Origin of the sequence: Streptomyces sp. NPDC021093 (assembly GCF_044333135.1) — a bacterium.
In the GTDB taxonomy this organism is placed as follows: domain Bacteria; phylum Actinomycetota; class Actinomycetes; order Streptomycetales; family Streptomycetaceae; genus Streptomyces.
The window spans coordinates 72,155-90,486 of record NZ_JBIRQJ010000014.1 but is presented as its reverse complement, the minus strand read 5'-3'; the positions used below and the strand labels follow the sequence as shown (position 1 = coordinate 90,486).

Here is an 18,332-nt window from a genome sequence, read left to right as displayed (position 1 = left end):
ATGACCGACCGCCCGGCCGACAAGGCGCCCGAGGGATCCGAGCCCTCCGAACCGTCCGAGCCCTCCGCGCAGCCCGAGCCCTCCGCACAGCCGGAGTCCGCCGCGCAGCCCAAGGCCAGGAAGGCGCCCAAGAAGCTCAGGAACACCCTGCTCGGCGGTGGCGCCGTCGTCCTGCTCGTCGGCCTCAACGCCCCCGCGGCGCTGGACTTCGCGCAGGAGAAGTACCACGCGTACAAGATCGCCCAGCCCGGCTACAAGGCGGAGTTCGGCTCCTGGGACCTGCTGAACGTCCCCGGCGAGTACCGGCTGAACGCCATCCACGCGGCCCTCCTGCACACCGGCAAGGTGCTCCTCATCGCGGGCTCGGGCAACGACCAGAAGAAGTTCGACTCCGGGACCTTCGACACCGTCCTGTGGGACCCGAAGAAGAACACCTTCAAGAAGATCCCCACCCCCGAGGACTTCTTCTGCGCCGGGCACGCCCAACTCCCGGACGGACAGCTCCTGGTGGCGGGCGGCACCGCCCGCTACGAGGTCCTGGACGACAAGGTCACCCGGGCCGGCGGCGGCATGCGCGTCAAGAACGAGTCCCCGGACAAGGAGATCACCCTCAAGAAGGGCACCCGCTTCCGCTCCCCGTCCGGCGTCGAGTACGTCTCGAAGTTCGACGTCACCGTCCCGAAGGCGAAGCGCGACTTCAAGATCGGCTACTTCGCTTCGGGACAGATGAAGCCGTGGGAGACGAAGGTGACGGCCGCCGAGTCGCGCGTCTTCGTCGAGGCCGTGAAGGAGGGCGCGGGCGCGCTCACCACACAGGCCGCGCAGTACGAGATCGTCGGCCTGCCGGAGGAGGACGCGGACAACGTCTACGGCCTCGCCCAGAAGATCACCACCGAGAAGCAGGACTTCCAGGGCATCAAGGCGGCGTACGAGTTCGACCCCAGGGCCGAGAAGTACGTCCCGGTCCAGCCCATGAAGGACGCCCGCTGGTACCCGACGCTGACCACGCTCGAAGACGGCAAGGTCCTCGCCGCCTCCGGGCTCAACGACGTCGGCGACGTGGTCCCCGGCGACAACGAGATCTACGACCCGAAGACCAAGAAGTGGGGCAAGGGCCCCTTCCGCTACTTCCCGACGTACCCCGCGCTCTTCCTCACCAAGGGCGGCAAGCTCTTCTACTCCGGCTCCAACGCGGGCTACGGCCCCGCCCTGAAGGGCCGCGAGCCGGGTCTGTGGGACGTGGACACCAACAAGTTCAGCAAGGTCGGCGGCATGACCGACCAGGACCAGCTGGAGACCTCGGCGTCCGTCCTCCTGCCGCCCGCACAGGACCAGAAGGTGATGGTGCTCGGCGGCGGCGGGGTCGGCGAGTCCGACAAGGCCACCACCCGTACCGCGATCGCCGACCTGAAGGCCGACAACCCGGCCTTCAAGACCGGCCCGCAGCTCGCCCAGGGCACCCGCTACCTCTCCAGCGTCCTGCTGCCCGACGACTCCGTCTTCACCAGCGGCGGCTCGAAGGACTACCGGGGCCGGGGCGCCAGCGACATCCTCCAGGCGCAGTTCTACGACCCCGGGGCCAACGCCTTCCGGGACGCCGCAGAGCCGACGGTCGGCCGCAACTACCACTCCGAGGCGCTGCTCCTCCCCGACGGCCGCATCGCCACCTTCGGCTCCGACCCGCTCTACGGAGACGAGGACAACACCAAGCTCGGCACCTTCGAGCAGCGCGTGGAGATCTTCACCCCGCCGTATCTGGAGAAGGGCAAGAACCGTCCGGTCCTTGAGGGCGGCCCCGAGGCCTTCTCCTCCGACGACTCGGCGACGTACCGGACCAAGGACGCCGACCGGATCGTCAAGGCGCGCCTGATGCGCCCCAGCGCCGTCACCCACACCACCGACGTCGAGCAGCGCTCGATCGAGCTCGGCCTGAAGAAGGACAAGGACGGGATCACGGTGACGGTGCCGGACGACCGCACGCTGGTCCCGGCGGGCTGGTACATGATCTTCGCTACGGACAAGGACGGCGTGCCGTCCGAGGCGAAGTGGATTCAGGTCAAGTAGGGCTGTTCACAAGGCGGTTCACCGGGACTTGCGCGCCAGCCCGAGCGCGTAGTCCGGCCACCAGGTCCCCGCGGCGGGACCGCCCCGGCACTCGCCGTCCGAGTCGCCGGGGCGCTTGATCCACAGGTACGCGTCGAGCAGCGCGTCCCCCGTCCGGTCGGTGGGCGGCTTGCCGAGGGCCCGTCCGGGCGGGTTGCACCAGGCGTCGGCGCGCGAGCCGGGCAGCGGGCCGTCCCCGTTCCGGCTGGAGTCGGCGACGAAGTGGGCGCCGCCGAGCAGCCCGGACAGCTTCGCCCCGTACGCCTTGACCGCGTCGTCGCGCTGGAAGTTGGACACGTTCAGCGAGAACCCGTCGGCCTTCGCGATCCCCGCCCGCTTCAGCGGGTCCACGATCTTGCCTGCGTCCTTGATCCAGTCCGGATTTCCCGCGTCCAGATAGACCCTCGTCCTCGGCTGCTGCTTCAGCCGGACGATCGCCTGCGACAGCAGTCGGCTGCGCTCGGCGTGGTCCTCGACGGGGGTGCAGCCGTCGACGATGTGCGGGACGGCGTCGGGCTCCAGGATCACGGTCGCGTGCGCGCCCCCGATGGCCTTCGCGAAGGCGTCCAGCCAGCCCAGATAGGCGTTGCTGTCGGCCGCGCCGCCCGCGCTGTGCTGGCCGCAGTCGCGGTGCGGGATGTTGTACGCGACGAGGACGGCGGTCCGCCCCTCGGCGGCGGCACCGGCGGTGGCCCGCTGGACGTCCGGCACCGGGTCGTCCCCCGCGGGCCAGTTGGCGACCGGCCGCTCGGAGATCTTCTTGAGCTGGTCCGCCTCGTCGTTACGTCCCTGGTCCGTCCACTCCTTGACCTGGCGGGCGGCGCTGGAGTCGGGGTCGACCCAGAAGGGGGAGGTGTTGGCGGCCGGTCCGGTCGCCTTCTCCGACGCGTCCGACGGTCCGGAGGCTTCCGGCTTCCCCGGTTCCGTGGCGGGGTCGGGGGACGAGCACCCGGCGGTGGCGCCGACCAGGCTGATCAAAGCGGTCGCGAGCACGGTCGACGTACGCGTACGGAAGATCCTTCGGCCGGACATCCAGCCCCCTCGGGACGACTGCTGACGGGCGAAACGGGACGCCCAATCGTGACATAACAGCTGGTTTGTACGGGGTTACGACCCGTGTTCGTGCGGGGGCGGGCCGCGCTCCGCGCAGCGATTCGCGCATCAAGGGGCGAACGGAGATGTACCGAACCGCGAGACAAAGCTGACCACCATATGACTGACCGGTAGGGTCGTCCCGTGCCGAAGCCGCTCAGCCTCCCCTTCGACCCCATCTCTCGCGCCGACGAACTCTGGCAGCAGCGCTGGGGCCCCGTGCCGTCGATGGCCGCGATCACCTCGATCATGCGCGCCCAGCAGATCCTCCTCGCCGAGGTCGACGCGGTCGTCAAGCCGTACGGACTGACCTTCGCCCGCTACGAGGCGCTGGTCCTGCTCACCTTCTCCAAGGCGGGCGAGCTGCCCATGTCGAAGATCGGCGAGCGGCTGATGGTCCACCCCACGTCGGTCACGAACACCGTGGACCGCCTGGTCAAGTCGGATCTCGTCGACAAGCGCCCCAACCCCAACGACGGGCGCGGCACCCTCGCCTCCATCACCGAGAAGGGCCGCGAGGTCGTCGAGGCGGCGACCCGGGACCTGATGGCGATGGAGTTCGGGCTCGGTGCGTACGACGCGGAGGAGTGCGCGGAGATCTTCGCGATGCTGCGCCCGCTGCGGGTGGCGGCCAAGGACTTCGACGAGAGCTGACGGCCGGGCGGACGGGTGGACCGAGGAGGTCGTTCCGGCCGGACGGGCGGGGTGGACCGAAGAGGTCGTTCCGGCCGGGCGGGCCGGTGCAGCCCGCTCGAAGATCGCCCCGCATGCCCGGTTACGCTCGATGGCATGAAACAGAGCGTGCTGACCCGTTATCGGGTGATGGCCTACGTCACCGCCGTGTGGCTCCTGGTGTTCACCGTCGCCATCGTCCTGAAGTATGCCTTCAACACCGGCGACACCATGCTGATCTCCCAGATCCACGGTGTGCTCTTCATCATCTACGTGGTCTTCGCCTTCGACCTCGGCTCCAAGGCGAAGTGGCCCTTCGGCAAGCTGCTGTGGGTGCTCGCGGCCGGCTGCATCCCGGTGGCCAGCTTCTTCGTCGAGCCGAAGATCACCCGCGAGGCCAAGCCGCTGGTCCAGGACCGGTCCCCGGCGACCAGCAAGGCCCAGGCGTAGCTGGAAAGCCGCCGTACGGATTTCAACCGTACGGCGGTTGTCCATCGACATTTACTAGGACGTCCTAGTAAATTGAAGGCATGGACTCCACGGACAACGCTGCCGCGATCGAAGAGGGCCGCCTCCGCTGGCAGGCCCGGTACGACAAGGCCCGCAAGCGCGACGCCGACTTCAGCACGCTCTCCGGGGACGAGGTCGAACCGGTCTACGGGCCGCGCCCCGGCGACCGGTACGAGGGCTTCGAGCGGATCGGCTGGCCGGGGGAGTACCCCTTCACCCGCGGTCTGCACGCCACCGGCTACCGCGGCAGGACCTGGACCATCCGCCAGTTCGCGGGCTTCGGCAACGCCGAGCAGACCAACGAGCGCTACAAGATGATCCTGGCCGCGGGCGGCGGCGGGCTCTCCGTCGCCTTCGACATGCCGACCCTGATGGGCCGCGACTCCGACGACCCGCGCGCGCTCGGCGAAGTCGGCCACTGCGGCGTCGCCATCGACTCGGCGGCCGACATGGAGGTCCTGTTCAAGGACATCCCGCTCGGCGACGTCACGACCTCGATGACGATCAGCGGTCCCGCCGTCCCCGCCTTCTGCATGTACCTGGTCGCCGCCGAGCGCCAGGGCGTCGACCCCGCCGTCCTCAACGGCACGCTCCAGACCGACATCTTCAAGGAGTACATCGCGCAGAAGGAGTGGCTCTTCCAGCCCGAGCCGCACCTGCGCCTGATCGGCGACCTGATGGAGCACTGCGCGGCGGGCATCCCCGCGTACAAGCCGCTCTCCGTCTCCGGCTACCACATCCGCGAGGCCGGGGCGACGGCCGCGCAGGAGCTGGCGTACACCCTCGCCGACGGCTTCGGATACGTGGAGCTGGGGCTGAGCCGGGGCCTGGAGGTCGACCACTTCGCCTCGGGGCTCTCCTTCTTCTTCGACGCGCACCTGGACTTCTTCGAGGAGATCGCCAAGTTCCGTGCCGCGCGCAGGATCTGGGCCCGCTGGATGAAGGAGGTGTACGGGGCGAAGACCGACAAGGCGCAGTGGCTCCGCTTCCACACCCAGACGGCCGGCGTCTCGCTCACCGCGCAGCAGCCGTACAACAACGTCGTCAGGACGGCGGTGGAAGCCCTGTCCGCCGTGCTCGGCGGCACCAACTCCCTGCACACCAACGCCCTCGACGAGACCCTCGCCCTCCCCAGCGAGCAGGCCGCCGAGATCGCGCTGCGCACGCAGCAGGTGCTGATGGAGGAGACCGGGGTGGCCAATGTGGCCGACCCGCTCGGCGGCTCCTGGTACGTGGAGCAGCTCACCGACCGCATCGAGGCCGAGGCCGAGAAAATCTTCGAGCAGATCAAGGAGCGCGGGCTGCGCGCCCACCCGGACGGGCAGCACCCGATCGGGCCGATCACCTCGGGCATCCTGCGCGGCATCGAGGACGGCTGGTTCACCGGCGAGATCGCCGAGTCCGCCTTCCAGTACCAGCGCGCGCTGGAGAAGGGCGACAAGTTGGTCGTCGGCGTCAACACCGCTCACGGCTCGGTCACCGGCGACCTGGAGATTCTGCGGGTCAGCCACGAGGTGGAGACCGAGCAGGTGCGGGTGCTCACGGAGCGCAAGTCGCACCGCGACGACGCCAAGGTGCGGTCCTCGCTGGACGCGATGCTGGCCGCCGCCCGCGACGGCTCCAACATGATCGAGCCAATGCTCGCGGCCGTACGGGCGGAGGCGACGCTGGGCGAGATCTGCGGGGTGCTGCGGGACGAGTGGGGCGTCTACACGGAACCCCCGGGGTTCTAGGGGCTGTTGTGTGACGGCGTGACGGCGTGACGGCATGACGGTGTGACGGCATGACGGCATGACGGTGTGACGCGGACGACGCTTGACCTCAACTGCGGTTGAGGTCATAGCGTCATCCGCATGACCACGACGCACGCGACCCCCGCCACCGAAACTGCCGCCGCGACCGCTCAGCGGCCCGCCGACCCGCAGGCCGCCGACGCCGACCTCGCCTCCCAGCCCGTCGCCTACTGGACCGGCGTCGCGAGCAACGCCGTCAAGAACCTGCTGCGCGACTCGATGGCGCACTACGACGTCACCCAGCCCATGTGGTGGGTCCTCAACCGGGTCGACGCCGCCCCCACCACCCGTGCCGAGGTCGTGGCCGCCCTCGCGGAGGTCGCCGACAACCCGTACGACATATCCCGCGTCGTCGACCAACTCCTGCGCCGGGGCTGGCTGTTCACCGACGAGGGGACGGGGCTGCTGTCGCTCACCGACGCGGGCCGTGCGGGCAAGGCGGAGGTCAAGCAGCTGGTGAACCGGCTGCGCGCCCAGGTCCACGAGGGCGTCAGCGACGAGGAGTACGTCGCCGCGCTCAAGGTGCTGCGCCGCATGACCGCCAACGCGCGGCAGGCCACGCAGCCCTGGCAGTAGGCGGAAGAGGTTACGGAACGGGCGTCGGCTCCTTGAACACCTCGAACACGGCCAGGTAGTTGTCGCCGCCGTGGCCCCGGTCGACCGCCCGCTCGGCGATCGCCCCCATCAGGCGCGGCTGTTCGGAGTGGACGCCCTGCTCCACGCAGGTGCGGGTGATGTGCTCCAGCGCGTTGAGGTTCATCCTCATGGTGCCGACGTCGCCGGGGTAGTTGCTCCGGTCCAGGTCGGGGGCCTGTTCGAGGAGGGTCGAGTCCACCACCGTGGGCATGAACCAGTTGAGCGCGAGGTCGGCGAACTCGACCGCGGAGACGTTCGCCGACCCGACCATGGCGGTGGCGTGCAGGAAGCCGTTCATGGTCGCGTACATCATGTCGAGCAGGGCCGCGTTGTAGAGCACGGCCAGGCCGGAGTCGGGGCCCAGGTACCGGGGGTCCCCCAGGCTCGCCAGCGTGGCCCGGTGCTCGTCGAAGACGTCCTGGGCGCCGCTGTAGAGGAAGACGGACCCGGGGTGCCCGACGAGCGGGGGCGGCACCATGATCGCGCCGTCCAGGTAGGAGGCGCCGCGCGCCGCCGCCCAACTGGCGCACGCACGGGCCTCGTTCGGGGTGCCGGAGTTGAGATTCACCAGTACGCGGCCCTTCAGGGCGTCGCCGCTGTCGCCGTCGGAGTCGAGTACCGCGTGCAGGGTCTCGTAGTCCTTGAGGCACGTGATCGTGAGAGGACTGGCGGACACCGCCTCGGCGGCGGTACGAGCGAGACGCACGCCGCCCTTGGCGACGAGGCCGGCGGCCTTCTCCGGGGTGCGGTTCCAGACGGTCGTGGGGTGGCCGTTGTCCCGGAGGGTCTCGGCCAGGGCGAGGCCCATCGGGCCGAGTCCGATGACACTGACGGGCGTCTGCTGCTTGCTGGTTGATCGTTGGTTCGTCATGCGGCCTAGACTGCGGTCTCACATCGATGTGAGAGTCAACGGAATGTGGTGGTCGTCACATGCGGATGGGGGAGTTTTCCCGGCGGACCGGAGTCAGCCAGCGCCTGCTGCGCTACTACGAGGAGCAGGGCCTGCTCAGACCGGCCCGACTGCCGAGCGGATACCGCGAGTTCACGGATGAGGACGTGGCCACCGTCCGGGGCGTCCGCATGCTGCTCGGCGCCGGACTCGGCACCGCCACGATCGCCGAGCTGATGCCCTGCATGGCCGGTGACGGGCAGACCCTGGCGCCGGCCTGTTCGGGCATGCTGCCCGACCTGAACCGGGAGCGGGAGCGCATCGACGAGGCCGTGGCCGGGCTGCTGGCCGCACGGGACAAGCTGGACGCCGTCATCGCCGCCACGGAACCGGTCGGCGGCGACGACCCGGAGGCCTGCCGGGCCGCCGGCGCGCGACTGCCGGGCGCACGCGTCTGACCGGCGGCGGGCGGCAAGGCCCCTGCGGCCGCGGCGCCTGTGGCCTCAGAGTCCGCGCAGGAACTCCCGGAGGTACGCGTCGAAGACGTCCGGCCGCTCCATGTTCGGGTAGTGGGCGGCGCCTTCGACGAGCCTGAGGCGCCCGTCGGGGACGGTGCGGACCAGGCGCTCCGCCATCTTGTGGTTGTCGGGGCCGTCGACGGATCCGTTGATCGCCAGTACGGGGACGCCGATCTTGGCGGCACGCGTCCAGGTGTCGGTGACCGGGACGGCGAGGTGGTTGGGGTTGGGCTGGGCGGCGGTGTACTTGGAGGCGGTGTGCGCCGCCATGTCGCGGAGCCGCCGTACGACCTCGGGGTCGACCTCGTCCAGGGTGCGGTGCGGCCCGGAGGTGAAGCGCATGAACGCCTCGACCCCGCCCGCCACGTCCCCCTCGCCGAACTTCCGCTCTATCTCCGCCGTGGCTGCCAGCACCCACGGGTCGCTGAACTCCAGCTCGCTCGTACCGATACCGCTCACCACCAACGCCCGTACCAGCTCCGGGTGTTCGAGCGCGACGTCCACGGCGGTACCGCCGCCCATCGACAGCCCGACGAGGACCGCCGGGCCCGTGCCGAGGTGGTGCAGCAGCGCGGCGACGTCGTCGGCCGCCCGGAACGGCGCCCGCGCCACGGACGACTCGCCGTGCCCCCTGGCGTCCGGGGCGATCACCCGGTGGGTGCGGGCCAGGACCGGGATCTGGTCCTCCCACATGCGGTGGTCGATGAATATGCCGTGCAGCAGCACCAGGGGCGGGAGGTCCCCGCCGGTGTCGAGGTGGGCGAGGGGGCCGCCTTCGGTGTCGTAGGAGAAGACCTCGTAGGAGAAGGCTTCGTGGGAGGAGGCTTCAGGAGTCCCCATGGCATCAGTCATGACAATCAAGCTGTCACAGGGGCGAGTTGGGGGCAATCAGGTTGTCGAACCGGCCGGCCGGTCGCCCGCGGGGGTCCCCAGCAGAGCCATCTCCTCGTCCGTGAGGCGCAGTGCCGCGGCGGCCACGTTGGCGGCCAGGTGCGCCGGATCGCTGGTGCCCGGGATGGCCAGTACGTGGGGGCCCTGCTGCAAGGTCCACGCCAGCCGGACCTGTGCGGGCGACGCGTCGTGGGCGCGCGCGACGGCCGTCACCCGCGCGTCCTCCGCCCCCGCCGTCGCTCCCGCCTCGCGCCCCGCGCCCGCGATGGCGTAGAAGGGGACGTACGCGATGCCCTGCTCCCCGCAGGAGCGGAGGAACTCGGTCTCCTCGCGGGGTGCGCCCAGGCCGTACGGGTTCTGGACGCAGACCACCGGGGCGCTGGCGCGGGCCTCGGCGAGATGGGCGGGGGAGGCGTTGGAGATGCCGAGGTGGCGGATCAGACCGGCGTCGCGGAGCCCGGCGAGAACGCCGAAGTGCTCGGCGATCGAGCCCGTCATCAGCCGCTGCGGGACCCGGAGGTTCACCACATCGAGGTGGTCGCGGCCGAGCTGGCGAAGATTCTCCTCGACCTGCCCGCGCAACTGTTGCGGCTCGGCCCACCACCATTCGCCGCAGGCGTCCCGGCCGGGCCACACCTTCGTGGTGATGACCAGGTCGTCCGGGTACGGGGCCAGCGCCCGGTTGATCAGCTCGTTGGCCGAACGCAGCGGCGAGAAGTAGAACGCGGCGGTGTCGAGGTGATTCACGCCGAGCTCCACCGCCCGCCGGAGCAGACCGATCGCCTGATCACGGTCGCCCGGGACGGCGTCGACGGTGAGCGCGGCACCGGTCTGCGGCAGGCGCATCGCACCGTACCCGAGGCGGTTGACCAGCAACTCGCCCCCCAGTTTCCAACTGCCCGCCTCGGCCGCACCGTTCGTACCCAGGGCCATGCGCACTCCTCTCGACCGGAATCTCCGCACTTCCCGGCGGAGACCGACTCGGAGTATGCAGCAGAAGAAGGGCCCCGGCGATCGGGCAAGAATCACACCGCGTACGGGAATGGAGCGGCATGGTCCGGCAGTTGAAACTGACGTCGCCGACCGCACGGGGGACGTGTTTTCGGCTGGTGCCGTGGCCGACAATGCCGGGATGACCAGACCCAGAATCCGTGTCGCCGCGCACGTGATCCGGGACCGCCCCGTCCCCGAAGTGCTGGTGTTCGACCATGTCGGCATGGCGGAGGCCGGTACTCAGGTGCCCGCGGGAGGAGTCGGTCCTGGCGAAGAGCTTCGGGACGCGGTCGTGCGGGAGGTCGCCGAGGAGACGGGGCTGCTGACGGTCGCCGTGGTCCGGCGGGTCGCCGTGGAGGACAAGCCCCACGCCGACACCGGACAGCCGCGGCGGACCAGCTTCTTCTTCCTCCGGGCACCGGCGGACACCGCCGACGAGTGGACCCACCGTGTCCACGGTGAGGGAGACGACGCCGGGCTCACCTTCGCCTGCCGGTTCCTTCCGCTGCCGCTGAAGCAGCCGCTGGCCGACGAGCAGGATGCGTGGCTGGGGCACATCGATCCGTTGTGGGCCACCGGGTCGAGTTGATCCGGGTCGAGTTGATCCGGGTCGAGGCTGGCCGTGCCGAGGCTGGCCGGGCAGAGCGGAAGTCAGTCGGCCGGGTCTTTGTCATCCACGTGTCTGGACCTCTGCGTGCCTGTGGTCCACGGTGGTCCCTCCTGTCCGCGCGTGGAGGGGGCTCGGCAATGAGACGAAGGCGATTTCTGGCGGCGACGGTCGGCGCGCTCCCCGGGGCGGCGCTCGCTGCCGGTGCGGCACGGGCCGACGGTCCGGTGCCCGGTGCGGCCCGTGCACCCGGTCCAGTCCGTGCGGCCCGTGCGGCTCGTGCGCAAGAGTGGCAAGCGGTGCCCGTGCCCGGCAGTACCCCTGCCGCGCAGCTGCGCCGTATCGCCGCCGTCGGACCCCAGCTGGCCTGGGCCGTCGGTGAGGAAGCCCGTGCCGGGTCGTCGCAGGGGCGGGCGCTGGCCATGCTCTGGAACGGCAGCGCCTGGTCCAGGACCGACCTGTCGCACCTGTCGTACGCCGGCCGGCTGAACGACGTCGCCGGTGTCAGCGCCGACGCGGCGTGGAGCGTCGGCCTGCCCGCCGCGGACGCGAGCCCGCTGCTGCGCTGGGACGGCACCACCTGGCGCGAGGCGGAGTTCCCGGGCAGCGGCGAACCGGACGTCCTGCTGCACTCGGTGGCGGTCGGCGCCGACCGGCGGGCGTGGATCGGCGGCAGCCGGGGCGGCAGCGCCCGGCTGCTGTGCCGGGACGGGCAGCAGTGGCGGTGGCTCGACCCGTTGCCCGTCGCGGGCGCGGACCTGTACCGGGTCGTCCTGGGTGCGCAGGGCGAGGTGTGGGTGGGCGGCGACCGCACGGCCGGCAGCGGATGGGCCGGACTCGTGGCCCGCTGGGACGGGGCCTGGACCGTCCTGCCGCCGATCCCCGGCCCCCGCCTCTCCATCAGCGGTCTGCACGCGGCCGGGCCCGACGACGTGTGGGCGGTGGGCACGGACGCCGGTGTCGGCGGGCCGCCGGGGCGCCCCGGCAGCCCCGTCCTGAGCCACTTCGACGGCACGGCCTGGACGCGGGTGGAACCGGGCTTCGGGGCCGGGTCGTTGACGGGCGTCGCAGCCGACGCGCAGGGCCGCGCGGCGTGGATCTCGGGCTGGGACTACCGGGACCAGACCCGGAGCACCTACCTGCGCAGGGACGGCGACGCGTGGACTCTCGTACGCGGCCCGCTCGGCCCGGCGCCCGCGCCGTACCTCAGTGATGTGACGTCCGTTCCGGGCACCGCCGGTTTCTGGTCGGCGGGGATGACGAGTCCCACGCCGTTCCCTCCGACCGAGGCGTACACGGAACGCCTCGGCGCCTGACGCGGTTCCGGTACGGTGCTGCGCCCGCCTCAGCCGCTCCCGAACCTCAGCCTGAACAACGCCCCTCCGCCCGCCGCCTGTTCGGCCGTCAGTTCCGCGCCGTGGGCCCGTGCGATCTGGCGGGCCATGGCCAGACCCAGGCCCGAACCGGGGAGGGCGCGGGCGGCTTCCGCGCGGTAGAAGCGGTCGAAGACGTAGGGGAGGTCATCGGCCGAGATGCCGGGGCCGTGGTCGCGGACGGTCAGTTCCAAGTCGCCGCCCGAGGAGGTGAGGTCGACCTCGACCGGAGCGCCCGTCGGGCTGAACTTCGCCGCGTTGTCGAGGAGGTTCGTCAGGAGGCGGGTCAGACGGGCCGGGACTCCGGGGAGGGTCGCCGCCGTCGCCTCCTCGGTCACGGAGAGCGGGAAGGGGGTGTTCGGCCAGTGGGCGGCGGCCGTGGCGACCGCGTGCTCCACGAGGGCGCAGACGCGGACCTCCTCCAGGAGGGGCTGGGGTTCCTCGTCGCGGGCCAGCTCGATCAGGTCGTTGACCAGTCCCGTGACTTCGCGGAGCTGGCGGGCGAGGGCGCCGGACGCCCGGTCGCGCTGGGCAGTGGACAACAGGTCCGACTTGGCGAGGAGTTCGGCGTTGGTGCGCAGGGCGGTGAGCGGGGTGCGCAGTTCGTGGGACGCGTCGGCGACCAGGCGGCGCTGGGCGGACACGGACTGTTCGAGTTCGCCGAGCATCGTGTTGAAGCTCGCCGCGAGGCGGGTGACCTCGTCCTCGCGGTGCAGCGGGCCCGGTGGCATGTCGATGCGGTGGCGGGGATCGCGGGTGGCGGCGATGCGTTCGGCGGTGGCGGTGAGGCGGGTGATGGGGGCGAGGCCGGTACGGGAGACCCAGTAGCCGAGGGCGGCGGCCAGGAGGACCCCCGCACCGCCGACCGCCGAGAGGAGAAGGGCCGCCTGGCGGATGCCGCGCTCCACCGAGTCGGCGCGCAGGGCGAGTTGGAGGGCGCGGCCGTTGCCGAGGGGTGTGACGGCCATGCGGGCCGGGTGGCCCTCCAGGGTGAAGTTGCTGAAGTACGGGGCCCGGTCGCCCGACGCGACCTCGCGGACGGGCGCCGAGACCGGCAGGAGGTACGGGTCCGGCGAGTCCGCGTCCGGAGAGTCCTTCGGGTCCTTCGCCGGGTCGGACGCTACGACCTGGGCGCACGCCGGAGCCGACAGATAGCGGCACTCGCCCGCCAGCACACCGGTCTGCGGATGCCGGTCCGCCTGGACGATGCGCGTCCCGGACTGGGTGAGGTTCAGGTCGAGCTGGTGGTACATCTCGTAGCGGATCACGAAGTACGCGGCCGTGCACACGCCGATCGCGACGAGGGCCACGGCCGCCGAAGCCGACACCGCCAGGCGGGTGCGCAGCGGGCGGTGGCGGCGCCAGCGGGCACCCAGCGCACGACGGCGCCTGCCGCCGCTCATGCCGCGTCCGACGACAGCCGGTAGCCGACGCCGTGGACGGTGTGGACCAGACGGCTCTCGCCCGCCGCCTCCAGCTTGCGGCGCAGGTAACCGACGTACACCGCGAGGGAGTTGGAGTCCGGGCCGAAGTCCCGGCCCCAGACCAGTTCGAGGATCAGCTCGCGGGGGAGCACCTGCCCCGGGTGGCGGAGCAGGAGTTCGAGGAGCGCGAACTCGGTGCGGCTGAATTCCAGCGGGCGGCCGGCCCGGTGGCCGGTGCGGGTGACCGGATCGACGACCAGGTCCGCGTACGAGAGCGCCGGGTCCTCCTCGGCGAGCGGCGCCGCGCGGCGCAGCAGCGCCCGTACCCGGGCCACCAGCTCGTCCAGTGCGAACGGCTTGACGAGGTAGTCGTCGGCGCCCGCGTCCAGGCCGTCCACCCGGTCGCTCACCGAGTCCAGCGCGGTGAGGACCAGGATCGGGGTGCGGTTGCCGACCGCGCGCAGCCGGCGGCAGACCGCGAGACCGTCCAGGACCGGCATCATCACGTCCAGGACCAGCGCGTCCGGCTCCCAGGTGGCGACCGAGGACAGCGCCGCCAGGCCGTCCGGCGCGCCCCGGACCTCGTACCCCTCGATGGAGAGGCCGTCCTCGACGGCGGCCCGCACCTCCGGCTCGTCGTCGACTACCAGGATCTTGGTCAGGGTGGTCAGGGTCATGGGTGAATCCTGCCAAATCGGGCTCTTAGAACCTTCTTAAGGGTCTTCGTGAGTGTGGCGGCCATGCGCACTCCACTTTCAGTCGTGATCGGGGCGGGCGGCACCGGGGGTCACATCTACCCGGGGCTCGCACTCGCCGAGGCACTGCGCCGGGCCGTGCCCGACGCCGTCATCTCGTTCGTCGGGACCACCCGGGGTCTGGAGACGGACCTCATTCCGGGCGCCGGTTACCGGCTGCACACCGTCGACATGATCCCCTTCGACCCGTCGCTGGGGGCGAAGAGATACCTGCTGCCCGCCGCGCTGCTGAAGTCGGGTGCGCAGGCCCGCTCGATCCTCAAGGCACAGGGTGCGCACGTCGCCGTCGGGATGGGCGGCTACCCGAGCGCCCCGGTGATCGTCGGCGCGAAGATGGCCGGGCTGCCGAGCATCATCCACGAGTCCAACGCCGTACCCGGCCGGGCCAATCAGTTCGCGGCCCGGCTGACCGGCAACATCGCCATCGCCTTCGACCGCAGCCGCTCCCACCTGGCGGGCGGCCAGAACGCCATGACGGTCGGCATGCCGATCGCCGCATCCCTCGCCCACCTCGACCGGGACGGCCTGCGCGCCGAGGCCCGGCGGGCGTACGGAGTGCCGGACGGCGCGCGCCTCGTCCTCTTCAACGGCGGCAGCCTCGGCGCCGTACGGCTGACCGAGGCGGCCGTCGGTCTCGCGGCCGCGTGGCGCGACCGCACCGACGTGCACCTGCTGATCAAGACGGGTCCGGCCAAGCTGGACGAGACCCGGCAGCAGGTGGCGTACGCGGGCGCCGGACGGGTCGCGTCCGTGGTGCCGTACCTGGACCGGATGGACCTCGCGTACGCGGCCGCCGACCTCGTCGTCTGCCGGGCCGGGTCCGCGACCGTCGCCGAGCTGGAGACGGTCGGCGTGCCCGCCGTACTGGTGCCGTACCCGCACGCCCCCGGCGACCACCAGACCCACAACGCCCGGGTCCTCTCCGACGCAGGCGCCGCCCACCTCGTACCGGACGGGGAGACCACCGCCGAGCGGCTCGCCGCACTCGTCGAGCCGCTGCTCGCCGACCCGGCACGGCTGAGCGCGATGTCCCGCGCCGCCGGGCCCAGCACCCACGCACAGGCCGCCGACCTGCTGGCCGCGCAGGTGCTGCGGCTCTCCGGCCTTCCCGAACTCGCCATGACCGCACGTGACTTGGAGTACACCTGATGATCAACCGCATTGACTGGAACGGCCGCAAGGTCCTCGTCACCGGCGCCGAGGGCTTCATCGGCTCCACGCTCGTCGACCTGCTCGTGGAACTCGGCGCCGACGTCCGCGCCTTCGTGCACTACAAGCCGTACGCCGAGAAGGGCTTCCTGAAGCAGCACCTGGGGAGCGACCGGGTCGAGATGTTCACCGGCGACGTGCGCGACGCGGGGCGCGTCTCCGACGCCGTCGAGGGCTGCGACACCGTCTTCCACCTCGCCGCCCTCATCGGCATCCCGTACAGCTACTCCTCGCCCGGCGCGTACGTCCAGACCAATGTCGTCGGTACGGAGAACATTGCCGAGGCCTGCCGCCGGCACAGCGTCCGCCGGCTCGTCCACACCTCCACCAGCGAGGTGTACGGGACCGCCCTCACCGCCCCGATCAGCGAGCAGCACCCGCTGCAGCCGCAGTCGCCGTACTCCGCGTCGAAGATCGGCGCCGACATGATGGCGCTCAGCTTCCACCACGCCTTCGAGCTGCCGGTGACGGTCGTGCGGCCCTTCAACACCTACGGCCCCCGGCAGTCCGCGCGCGCCGTCATCCCGACCATCCTGGCCCAGCTGCACTCCGGCGCACGACAGATCAAGCTCGGCTCGCTCACCCCGACCCGCGACTTCACGTACGTCACGGACACCGCGCGCGGCTTCCTGGCGATGGCGGACTGCGACAAGGCGCTCGGCGAGACCGTCAACCTGGGCACGGGGCGCGAGATCGCCATCGGCGAACTGGCCACCGCGCTGATCACCGCCTCCGGGCGGGACGCCGAGGTCGTCGTCGACCCGGCCCGGCTGCGGCCCTCCGGCAGCGAGGTCGAGCGGCTGCTGTCCGACAACACCCGGGCGCGCGAGTGGGCGGGCTGGGAGCCGGCGACGTCCCTGGAGGAGGGGCTGAAGCGGACCAGCGAGTGGGTCGCCGAGAACGTCCACCTCTTCGCGCCGGACCGCTACCAGGTCTGACGCGCCGCCCGACTACGCCTGGGGCGTGACCCCGCCCAGGCCGCTCACCAGCAGCGACGTAAAGCTGTGTGCCCACGCCTCGTCCACCGGCTCCGCGCTCACCAGCGCCCGGTGGACGACGGCCCCGGCGATCACGTCGAAGATCAGGTCCGCGTTGCGGGCTGCCTGCACGGGGGACTCCTCGTACGGCAGCTCGCCGCGGGCCTGTGCGCGTTCCCGGCCCAGGAGCACGAGGCGCTTCTGGCGGTCGACGATGGCCGAGCGGATCCGGGTCCGCAGGGCGTCGTCCCGGGTGGACTCCGCGACCACCGCCATCAGCGCGGTCTTGGTCTCGGGGCGCTCCAGGAGCGCGGCGAACTGGAGCACCACGCCCTGCACGTCCTCCAGCAGGCTTCCCCGGTCCGGGAGTTCCAGCTCGTCGAAGAGCACCGCGACCGCGTCCACGACCAGCTCGTTCTTGTGCGCCCAGCGCCGGTAGAGGGTCGTCTTGGCGACCCCCGCGCGCTGTGCCACGTCCCCCATGGTCAGCTTCGACCAGCCCAGATCCACCAGTGCGTCCCGGGTCGCGTCCAGGATCGCGGCGTCCGCGGTGACGCTGCGGGGGCGGCCCGTGCGGGGTGGTGAGGGAGTGGCGGGGGTGGACATGGCGGAGACCATACCGGTGAGTAGGTCCGGTCCGTCAGAGGCCTCGCAAGGGATCGTGAGCGAGATCACGGGGCATTCCGATGGCCGGTCGAGTTACGCTACGACCCGTAGCGAAAGCCTTCCGGATCTTCCCGCGGGGCCGAGCGACAACCACTGGCGCCAGGTGGGGACCCGGCGCCGCCAGAGAAGTACCGCGGCAGTGCCACGGCACTGCCGCACACCAGTACCGCTCGTAAAGGGCGGAGGCCTTTTCTGAACCGGCCACCGAGGGGGGAGGATGTACGCATGCAGCCTAGGAACATGTCCATGAGCGGCGTCGTAGACCTCGCCGCGGTGAAAGCGGCCAATGAGGCCCGGCAGAAGGCGGAGCAGGCGCGCGCCGAGGCCGTCCGGCAGGGTGGCACCGCAGCCGTGCCCGCCTCCCACCTCGTGTTCGACGTCGACGAGGCAGGATTCGAGACAGACGTCCTCCAGCGCTCCTCCGAGGTCCCGGTCGTCATCGACTTCTGGGCCGAGTGGTGCGAGCCGTGCAAGCAGCTCGGCCCGCTCCTGGAGCGCATGGCACAGGAGTACGCGGGACGGTTCGTCCTCGCCAAGGTCGACGTCGACGCCAACCAGATGCTGATGCAGCAGTTCGGCATCCAGGGCATCCCGGCCGTCTTCGCGGTGGTCGCGGGACAGGCCCTGCCGCTCTTCCAGGGCGTGGCCCCGGAGGCACAGATCAGGCAGACCCTGGACCAGCTGATCCAGGTCGGCGAGGAGCGCTTCGGGCTCACCGGGATCCAGGTCGCGGACGGCGCGGGCGCGGCCGCCGAGACCGAGGCCGCCGCCCCGGTCGGTCCGTACGACGCGCTGCTCGACGCGGCGATGGACGCCCTGAACGCCAATGACTTCGGCGGCGCCGTCCAGGCGTACAAGAACGTACTCGCGGACGACCCCGCCAACCCGGACGCCAAGGCCGGTCTGGCGCAGGCCGAACTGCTCGGCCGGGTGACGAAGTTGGACCCGCAGCAGACGCGCAAGGACGCGGCGGAGCGCCCCGCCGACGTCACCGCGCAGATCGCCGCAGCCGAGCTTGACCTCGCGGGCGGGCACATCGAGGACGCCTTCGGACGGCTCGTCGACACGGTGCGCGTCACGGCCGGGGACGACCGGAACGCGGCGCGGGTCCGGCTCCTCGAACTCTTCGAGGTCGTCGGCGCGGACGACCCCCGGGTCGCGTCGGCTCGCTCGGCGCTCGCACGGGTGCTCTTCTAGAGCGCCATAGGGGCGCGGGGAACTGCG

18 protein-coding genes are annotated in these 18,332 nt (G+C 71.3%); 11 read left to right on the top strand and 7 right to left on the bottom strand.

The genetic code is table 11. The annotated features are described in order from the left end of the window. Positions 1-2,064, top strand: coding sequence for a galactose oxidase-like domain-containing protein (locus tag ACH4SP_RS35610; protein ID WP_398421355.1), 2,064 nt, complete (start codon positions 1-3; stop codon positions 2,062-2,064). 18 nt (positions 2,065-2,082) lie between these two features. Here the strand turns inward: ACH4SP_RS35610 and ACH4SP_RS35605 are convergent, their stop codons facing one another. Further along, positions 2,083-3,135: a glycoside hydrolase family 6 protein gene (locus ACH4SP_RS35605; protein ID WP_398421353.1), complete on the bottom strand. Its 1,053-nt coding sequence runs from the start codon at positions 3,133-3,135 to the stop codon at positions 2,083-2,085. Between the two features lie 204 nt (positions 3,136-3,339). Between ACH4SP_RS35605 and ACH4SP_RS35600 the strand changes: the two genes are divergently transcribed. From ACH4SP_RS35600 to ACH4SP_RS35585, 4 genes are all read left to right on the top strand, one after another. Continuing rightward, positions 3,340-3,849 carry a MarR family winged helix-turn-helix transcriptional regulator gene (locus tag ACH4SP_RS35600; protein ID WP_398421351.1) on the top strand — a complete coding sequence of 170 codons (510 nt, stop codon included), beginning with the start codon at positions 3,340-3,342 and terminating at the stop codon, positions 3,847-3,849. Between the two features lie 135 nt (positions 3,850-3,984). Beyond that, positions 3,985-4,317: a DUF3817 domain-containing protein gene (locus tag ACH4SP_RS35595; protein WP_398421349.1), complete on the top strand. Its 333-nt coding sequence runs from the start codon at positions 3,985-3,987 to the stop codon at positions 4,315-4,317. 80 nt (positions 4,318-4,397) lie between these two features. Beyond that, positions 4,398-6,110 carry a methylmalonyl-CoA mutase gene (locus ACH4SP_RS35590; protein WP_398421347.1) on the top strand — a complete coding sequence of 571 codons (1,713 nt, stop codon included), beginning with the start codon at positions 4,398-4,400 and terminating at the stop codon, positions 6,108-6,110. Positions 6,111-6,230: 120 nt separating this feature from the next. Beyond that, positions 6,231-6,746, top strand: a complete 516-nt coding sequence (locus tag ACH4SP_RS35585; RefSeq protein ID WP_398421345.1) for a MarR family winged helix-turn-helix transcriptional regulator — start codon at positions 6,231-6,233, stop codon at positions 6,744-6,746. Between the two features lie 10 nt (positions 6,747-6,756). Here ACH4SP_RS35585 and ACH4SP_RS35580 read toward each other — a convergent pair whose 3' ends face one another. Beyond that, complete coding sequence (locus ACH4SP_RS35580; protein ID WP_398421343.1) at positions 6,757-7,677, bottom strand: NAD(P)-dependent oxidoreductase; 921 nt, start codon at positions 7,675-7,677, stop codon at positions 6,757-6,759. 59 nt (positions 7,678-7,736) lie between these two features. Between ACH4SP_RS35580 and ACH4SP_RS35575 the strand changes: the two genes are divergently transcribed. Beyond that, positions 7,737-8,153 (top strand): MerR family transcriptional regulator, encoded by a 417-nt coding sequence (locus tag ACH4SP_RS35575; protein ID WP_398421341.1) that lies wholly within the window; start codon positions 7,737-7,739, stop codon positions 8,151-8,153. A 45-nt stretch (positions 8,154-8,198) separates the two neighbouring features. On the opposite strand, the gene ACH4SP_RS35570 is transcribed toward ACH4SP_RS35575, so the two are convergent. Further along, on the bottom strand, positions 8,199-9,065 hold the full coding sequence (locus ACH4SP_RS35570) for an alpha/beta fold hydrolase (RefSeq protein ID WP_398421339.1): 867 nt from the start codon (positions 9,063-9,065) through the stop codon (positions 8,199-8,201). A 36-nt stretch (positions 9,066-9,101) separates the two neighbouring features. Further along, positions 9,102-10,037, bottom strand: coding sequence for an aldo/keto reductase (locus tag ACH4SP_RS35565; protein ID WP_398421338.1), 936 nt, complete (start codon positions 10,035-10,037; stop codon positions 9,102-9,104). A gap of 199 nt (positions 10,038-10,236) precedes the next feature. Between ACH4SP_RS35565 and ACH4SP_RS35560 the strand changes: the two genes are divergently transcribed. Continuing rightward, positions 10,237-10,686, top strand: coding sequence for an NUDIX domain-containing protein (locus tag ACH4SP_RS35560; protein WP_398421336.1), 450 nt, complete (start codon positions 10,237-10,239; stop codon positions 10,684-10,686). A gap of 323 nt (positions 10,687-11,009) precedes the next feature. Further along, positions 11,010-12,020, top strand: a complete 1,011-nt coding sequence (locus ACH4SP_RS35555; RefSeq protein ID WP_398421334.1) for a hypothetical protein — start codon at positions 11,010-11,012, stop codon at positions 12,018-12,020. 29 nt (positions 12,021-12,049) lie between these two features. Here ACH4SP_RS35555 and ACH4SP_RS35550 read toward each other — a convergent pair whose 3' ends face one another. Further along, a complete protein-coding gene (locus ACH4SP_RS35550) occupies positions 12,050-13,480 on the bottom strand; it encodes a sensor histidine kinase (RefSeq protein ID WP_398421332.1) in 1,431 nt (476 codons plus the stop codon). Continuing rightward, positions 13,477-14,178 (bottom strand): response regulator transcription factor, encoded by a 702-nt coding sequence (locus tag ACH4SP_RS35545; RefSeq protein WP_398421330.1) that lies wholly within the window; start codon positions 14,176-14,178, stop codon positions 13,477-13,479. Before ACH4SP_RS35545 ends, ACH4SP_RS35550 begins: the two co-directional genes overlap by 4 nt. A gap of 63 nt (positions 14,179-14,241) precedes the next feature. On the opposite strand from ACH4SP_RS35545, the gene ACH4SP_RS35540 reads away from it, so the two are divergent. Both ACH4SP_RS35540 and ACH4SP_RS35535 read left to right on the top strand, forming a co-directional pair. Beyond that, the gene (locus ACH4SP_RS35540; RefSeq protein WP_398421328.1) at positions 14,242-15,405 is read left to right on the top strand and encodes a UDP-N-acetylglucosamine--N-acetylmuramyl-(pentapeptide) pyrophosphoryl-undecaprenol N-acetylglucosamine transferase; all 1,164 of its coding nucleotides are present in this window, start codon (positions 14,242-14,244) and stop codon (positions 15,403-15,405) included. Further along, positions 15,405-16,403: a GDP-mannose 4,6-dehydratase gene (locus ACH4SP_RS35535; protein ID WP_398421326.1), complete on the top strand. Its 999-nt coding sequence runs from the start codon at positions 15,405-15,407 to the stop codon at positions 16,401-16,403. Before ACH4SP_RS35540 ends, ACH4SP_RS35535 begins: the two co-directional genes overlap by 1 nt. A 12-nt stretch (positions 16,404-16,415) precedes the next feature. Here ACH4SP_RS35535 and ACH4SP_RS35530 read toward each other — a convergent pair whose 3' ends face one another. Then, on the bottom strand, positions 16,416-17,048 hold the full coding sequence (locus ACH4SP_RS35530) for a TetR/AcrR family transcriptional regulator (RefSeq protein ID WP_398421324.1): 633 nt from the start codon (positions 17,046-17,048) through the stop codon (positions 16,416-16,418). A gap of 300 nt (positions 17,049-17,348) precedes the next feature. Here ACH4SP_RS35530 and ACH4SP_RS35525 point away from each other — a divergent pair, with 300 nt between their 5' ends. Continuing rightward, positions 17,349-18,305 (top strand): tetratricopeptide repeat protein, encoded by a 957-nt coding sequence (locus ACH4SP_RS35525; protein WP_398421699.1) that lies wholly within the window; start codon positions 17,349-17,351, stop codon positions 18,303-18,305. The last annotated feature ends 27 nt before the right edge of the window (positions 18,306-18,332 follow it).

Excerpts from the sequence above, each read along its gene's own strand:
- ACH4SP_RS35610 (WP_398421355.1), top strand. The coding sequence starts at position 1 with ATGACCGACCGCCCGGCCGACAAGGCGCCCGAGGGATCCGAGCCCTCC.
- ACH4SP_RS35605 (WP_398421353.1), bottom strand. The coding sequence starts at position 3,135 with ATGTCCGGCCGAAGGATCTTCCGTACGCGTACGTCGACCGTGCTCGCG.
- ACH4SP_RS35595 (WP_398421349.1), top strand. The coding sequence starts at position 3,985 with ATGAAACAGAGCGTGCTGACCCGTTATCGGGTGATGGCCTACGTCACC.
- ACH4SP_RS35590 (WP_398421347.1), top strand. The coding sequence starts at position 4,398 with ATGGACTCCACGGACAACGCTGCCGCGATCGAAGAGGGCCGCCTCCGC.
- ACH4SP_RS35585 (WP_398421345.1), top strand. The coding sequence starts at position 6,231 with ATGACCACGACGCACGCGACCCCCGCCACCGAAACTGCCGCCGCGACC.
- ACH4SP_RS35580 (WP_398421343.1), bottom strand. The coding sequence starts at position 7,677 with ATGACGAACCAACGATCAACCAGCAAGCAGCAGACGCCCGTCAGTGTC.
- ACH4SP_RS35575 (WP_398421341.1), top strand. The coding sequence starts at position 7,737 with ATGCGGATGGGGGAGTTTTCCCGGCGGACCGGAGTCAGCCAGCGCCTG.
- ACH4SP_RS35570 (WP_398421339.1), bottom strand. The coding sequence starts at position 9,065 with ATGACTGATGCCATGGGGACTCCTGAAGCCTCCTCCCACGAAGCCTTC.
- ACH4SP_RS35565 (WP_398421338.1), bottom strand. The coding sequence starts at position 10,037 with ATGGCCCTGGGTACGAACGGTGCGGCCGAGGCGGGCAGTTGGAAACTG.
- ACH4SP_RS35560 (WP_398421336.1), top strand. The coding sequence starts at position 10,237 with ATGACCAGACCCAGAATCCGTGTCGCCGCGCACGTGATCCGGGACCGC.
- ACH4SP_RS35550 (WP_398421332.1), bottom strand. The coding sequence starts at position 13,480 with ATGAGCGGCGGCAGGCGCCGTCGTGCGCTGGGTGCCCGCTGGCGCCGC.
- ACH4SP_RS35545 (WP_398421330.1), bottom strand. The coding sequence starts at position 14,178 with ATGACCCTGACCACCCTGACCAAGATCCTGGTAGTCGACGACGAGCCG.
- ACH4SP_RS35540 (WP_398421328.1), top strand. The coding sequence starts at position 14,242 with ATGCGCACTCCACTTTCAGTCGTGATCGGGGCGGGCGGCACCGGGGGT.
- ACH4SP_RS35535 (WP_398421326.1), top strand. The coding sequence starts at position 15,405 with ATGATCAACCGCATTGACTGGAACGGCCGCAAGGTCCTCGTCACCGGC.
- ACH4SP_RS35530 (WP_398421324.1), bottom strand. The coding sequence starts at position 17,048 with ATGTCCACCCCCGCCACTCCCTCACCACCCCGCACGGGCCGCCCCCGC.
- ACH4SP_RS35525 (WP_398421699.1), top strand. The coding sequence starts at position 17,349 with ATGTCCATGAGCGGCGTCGTAGACCTCGCCGCGGTGAAAGCGGCCAAT.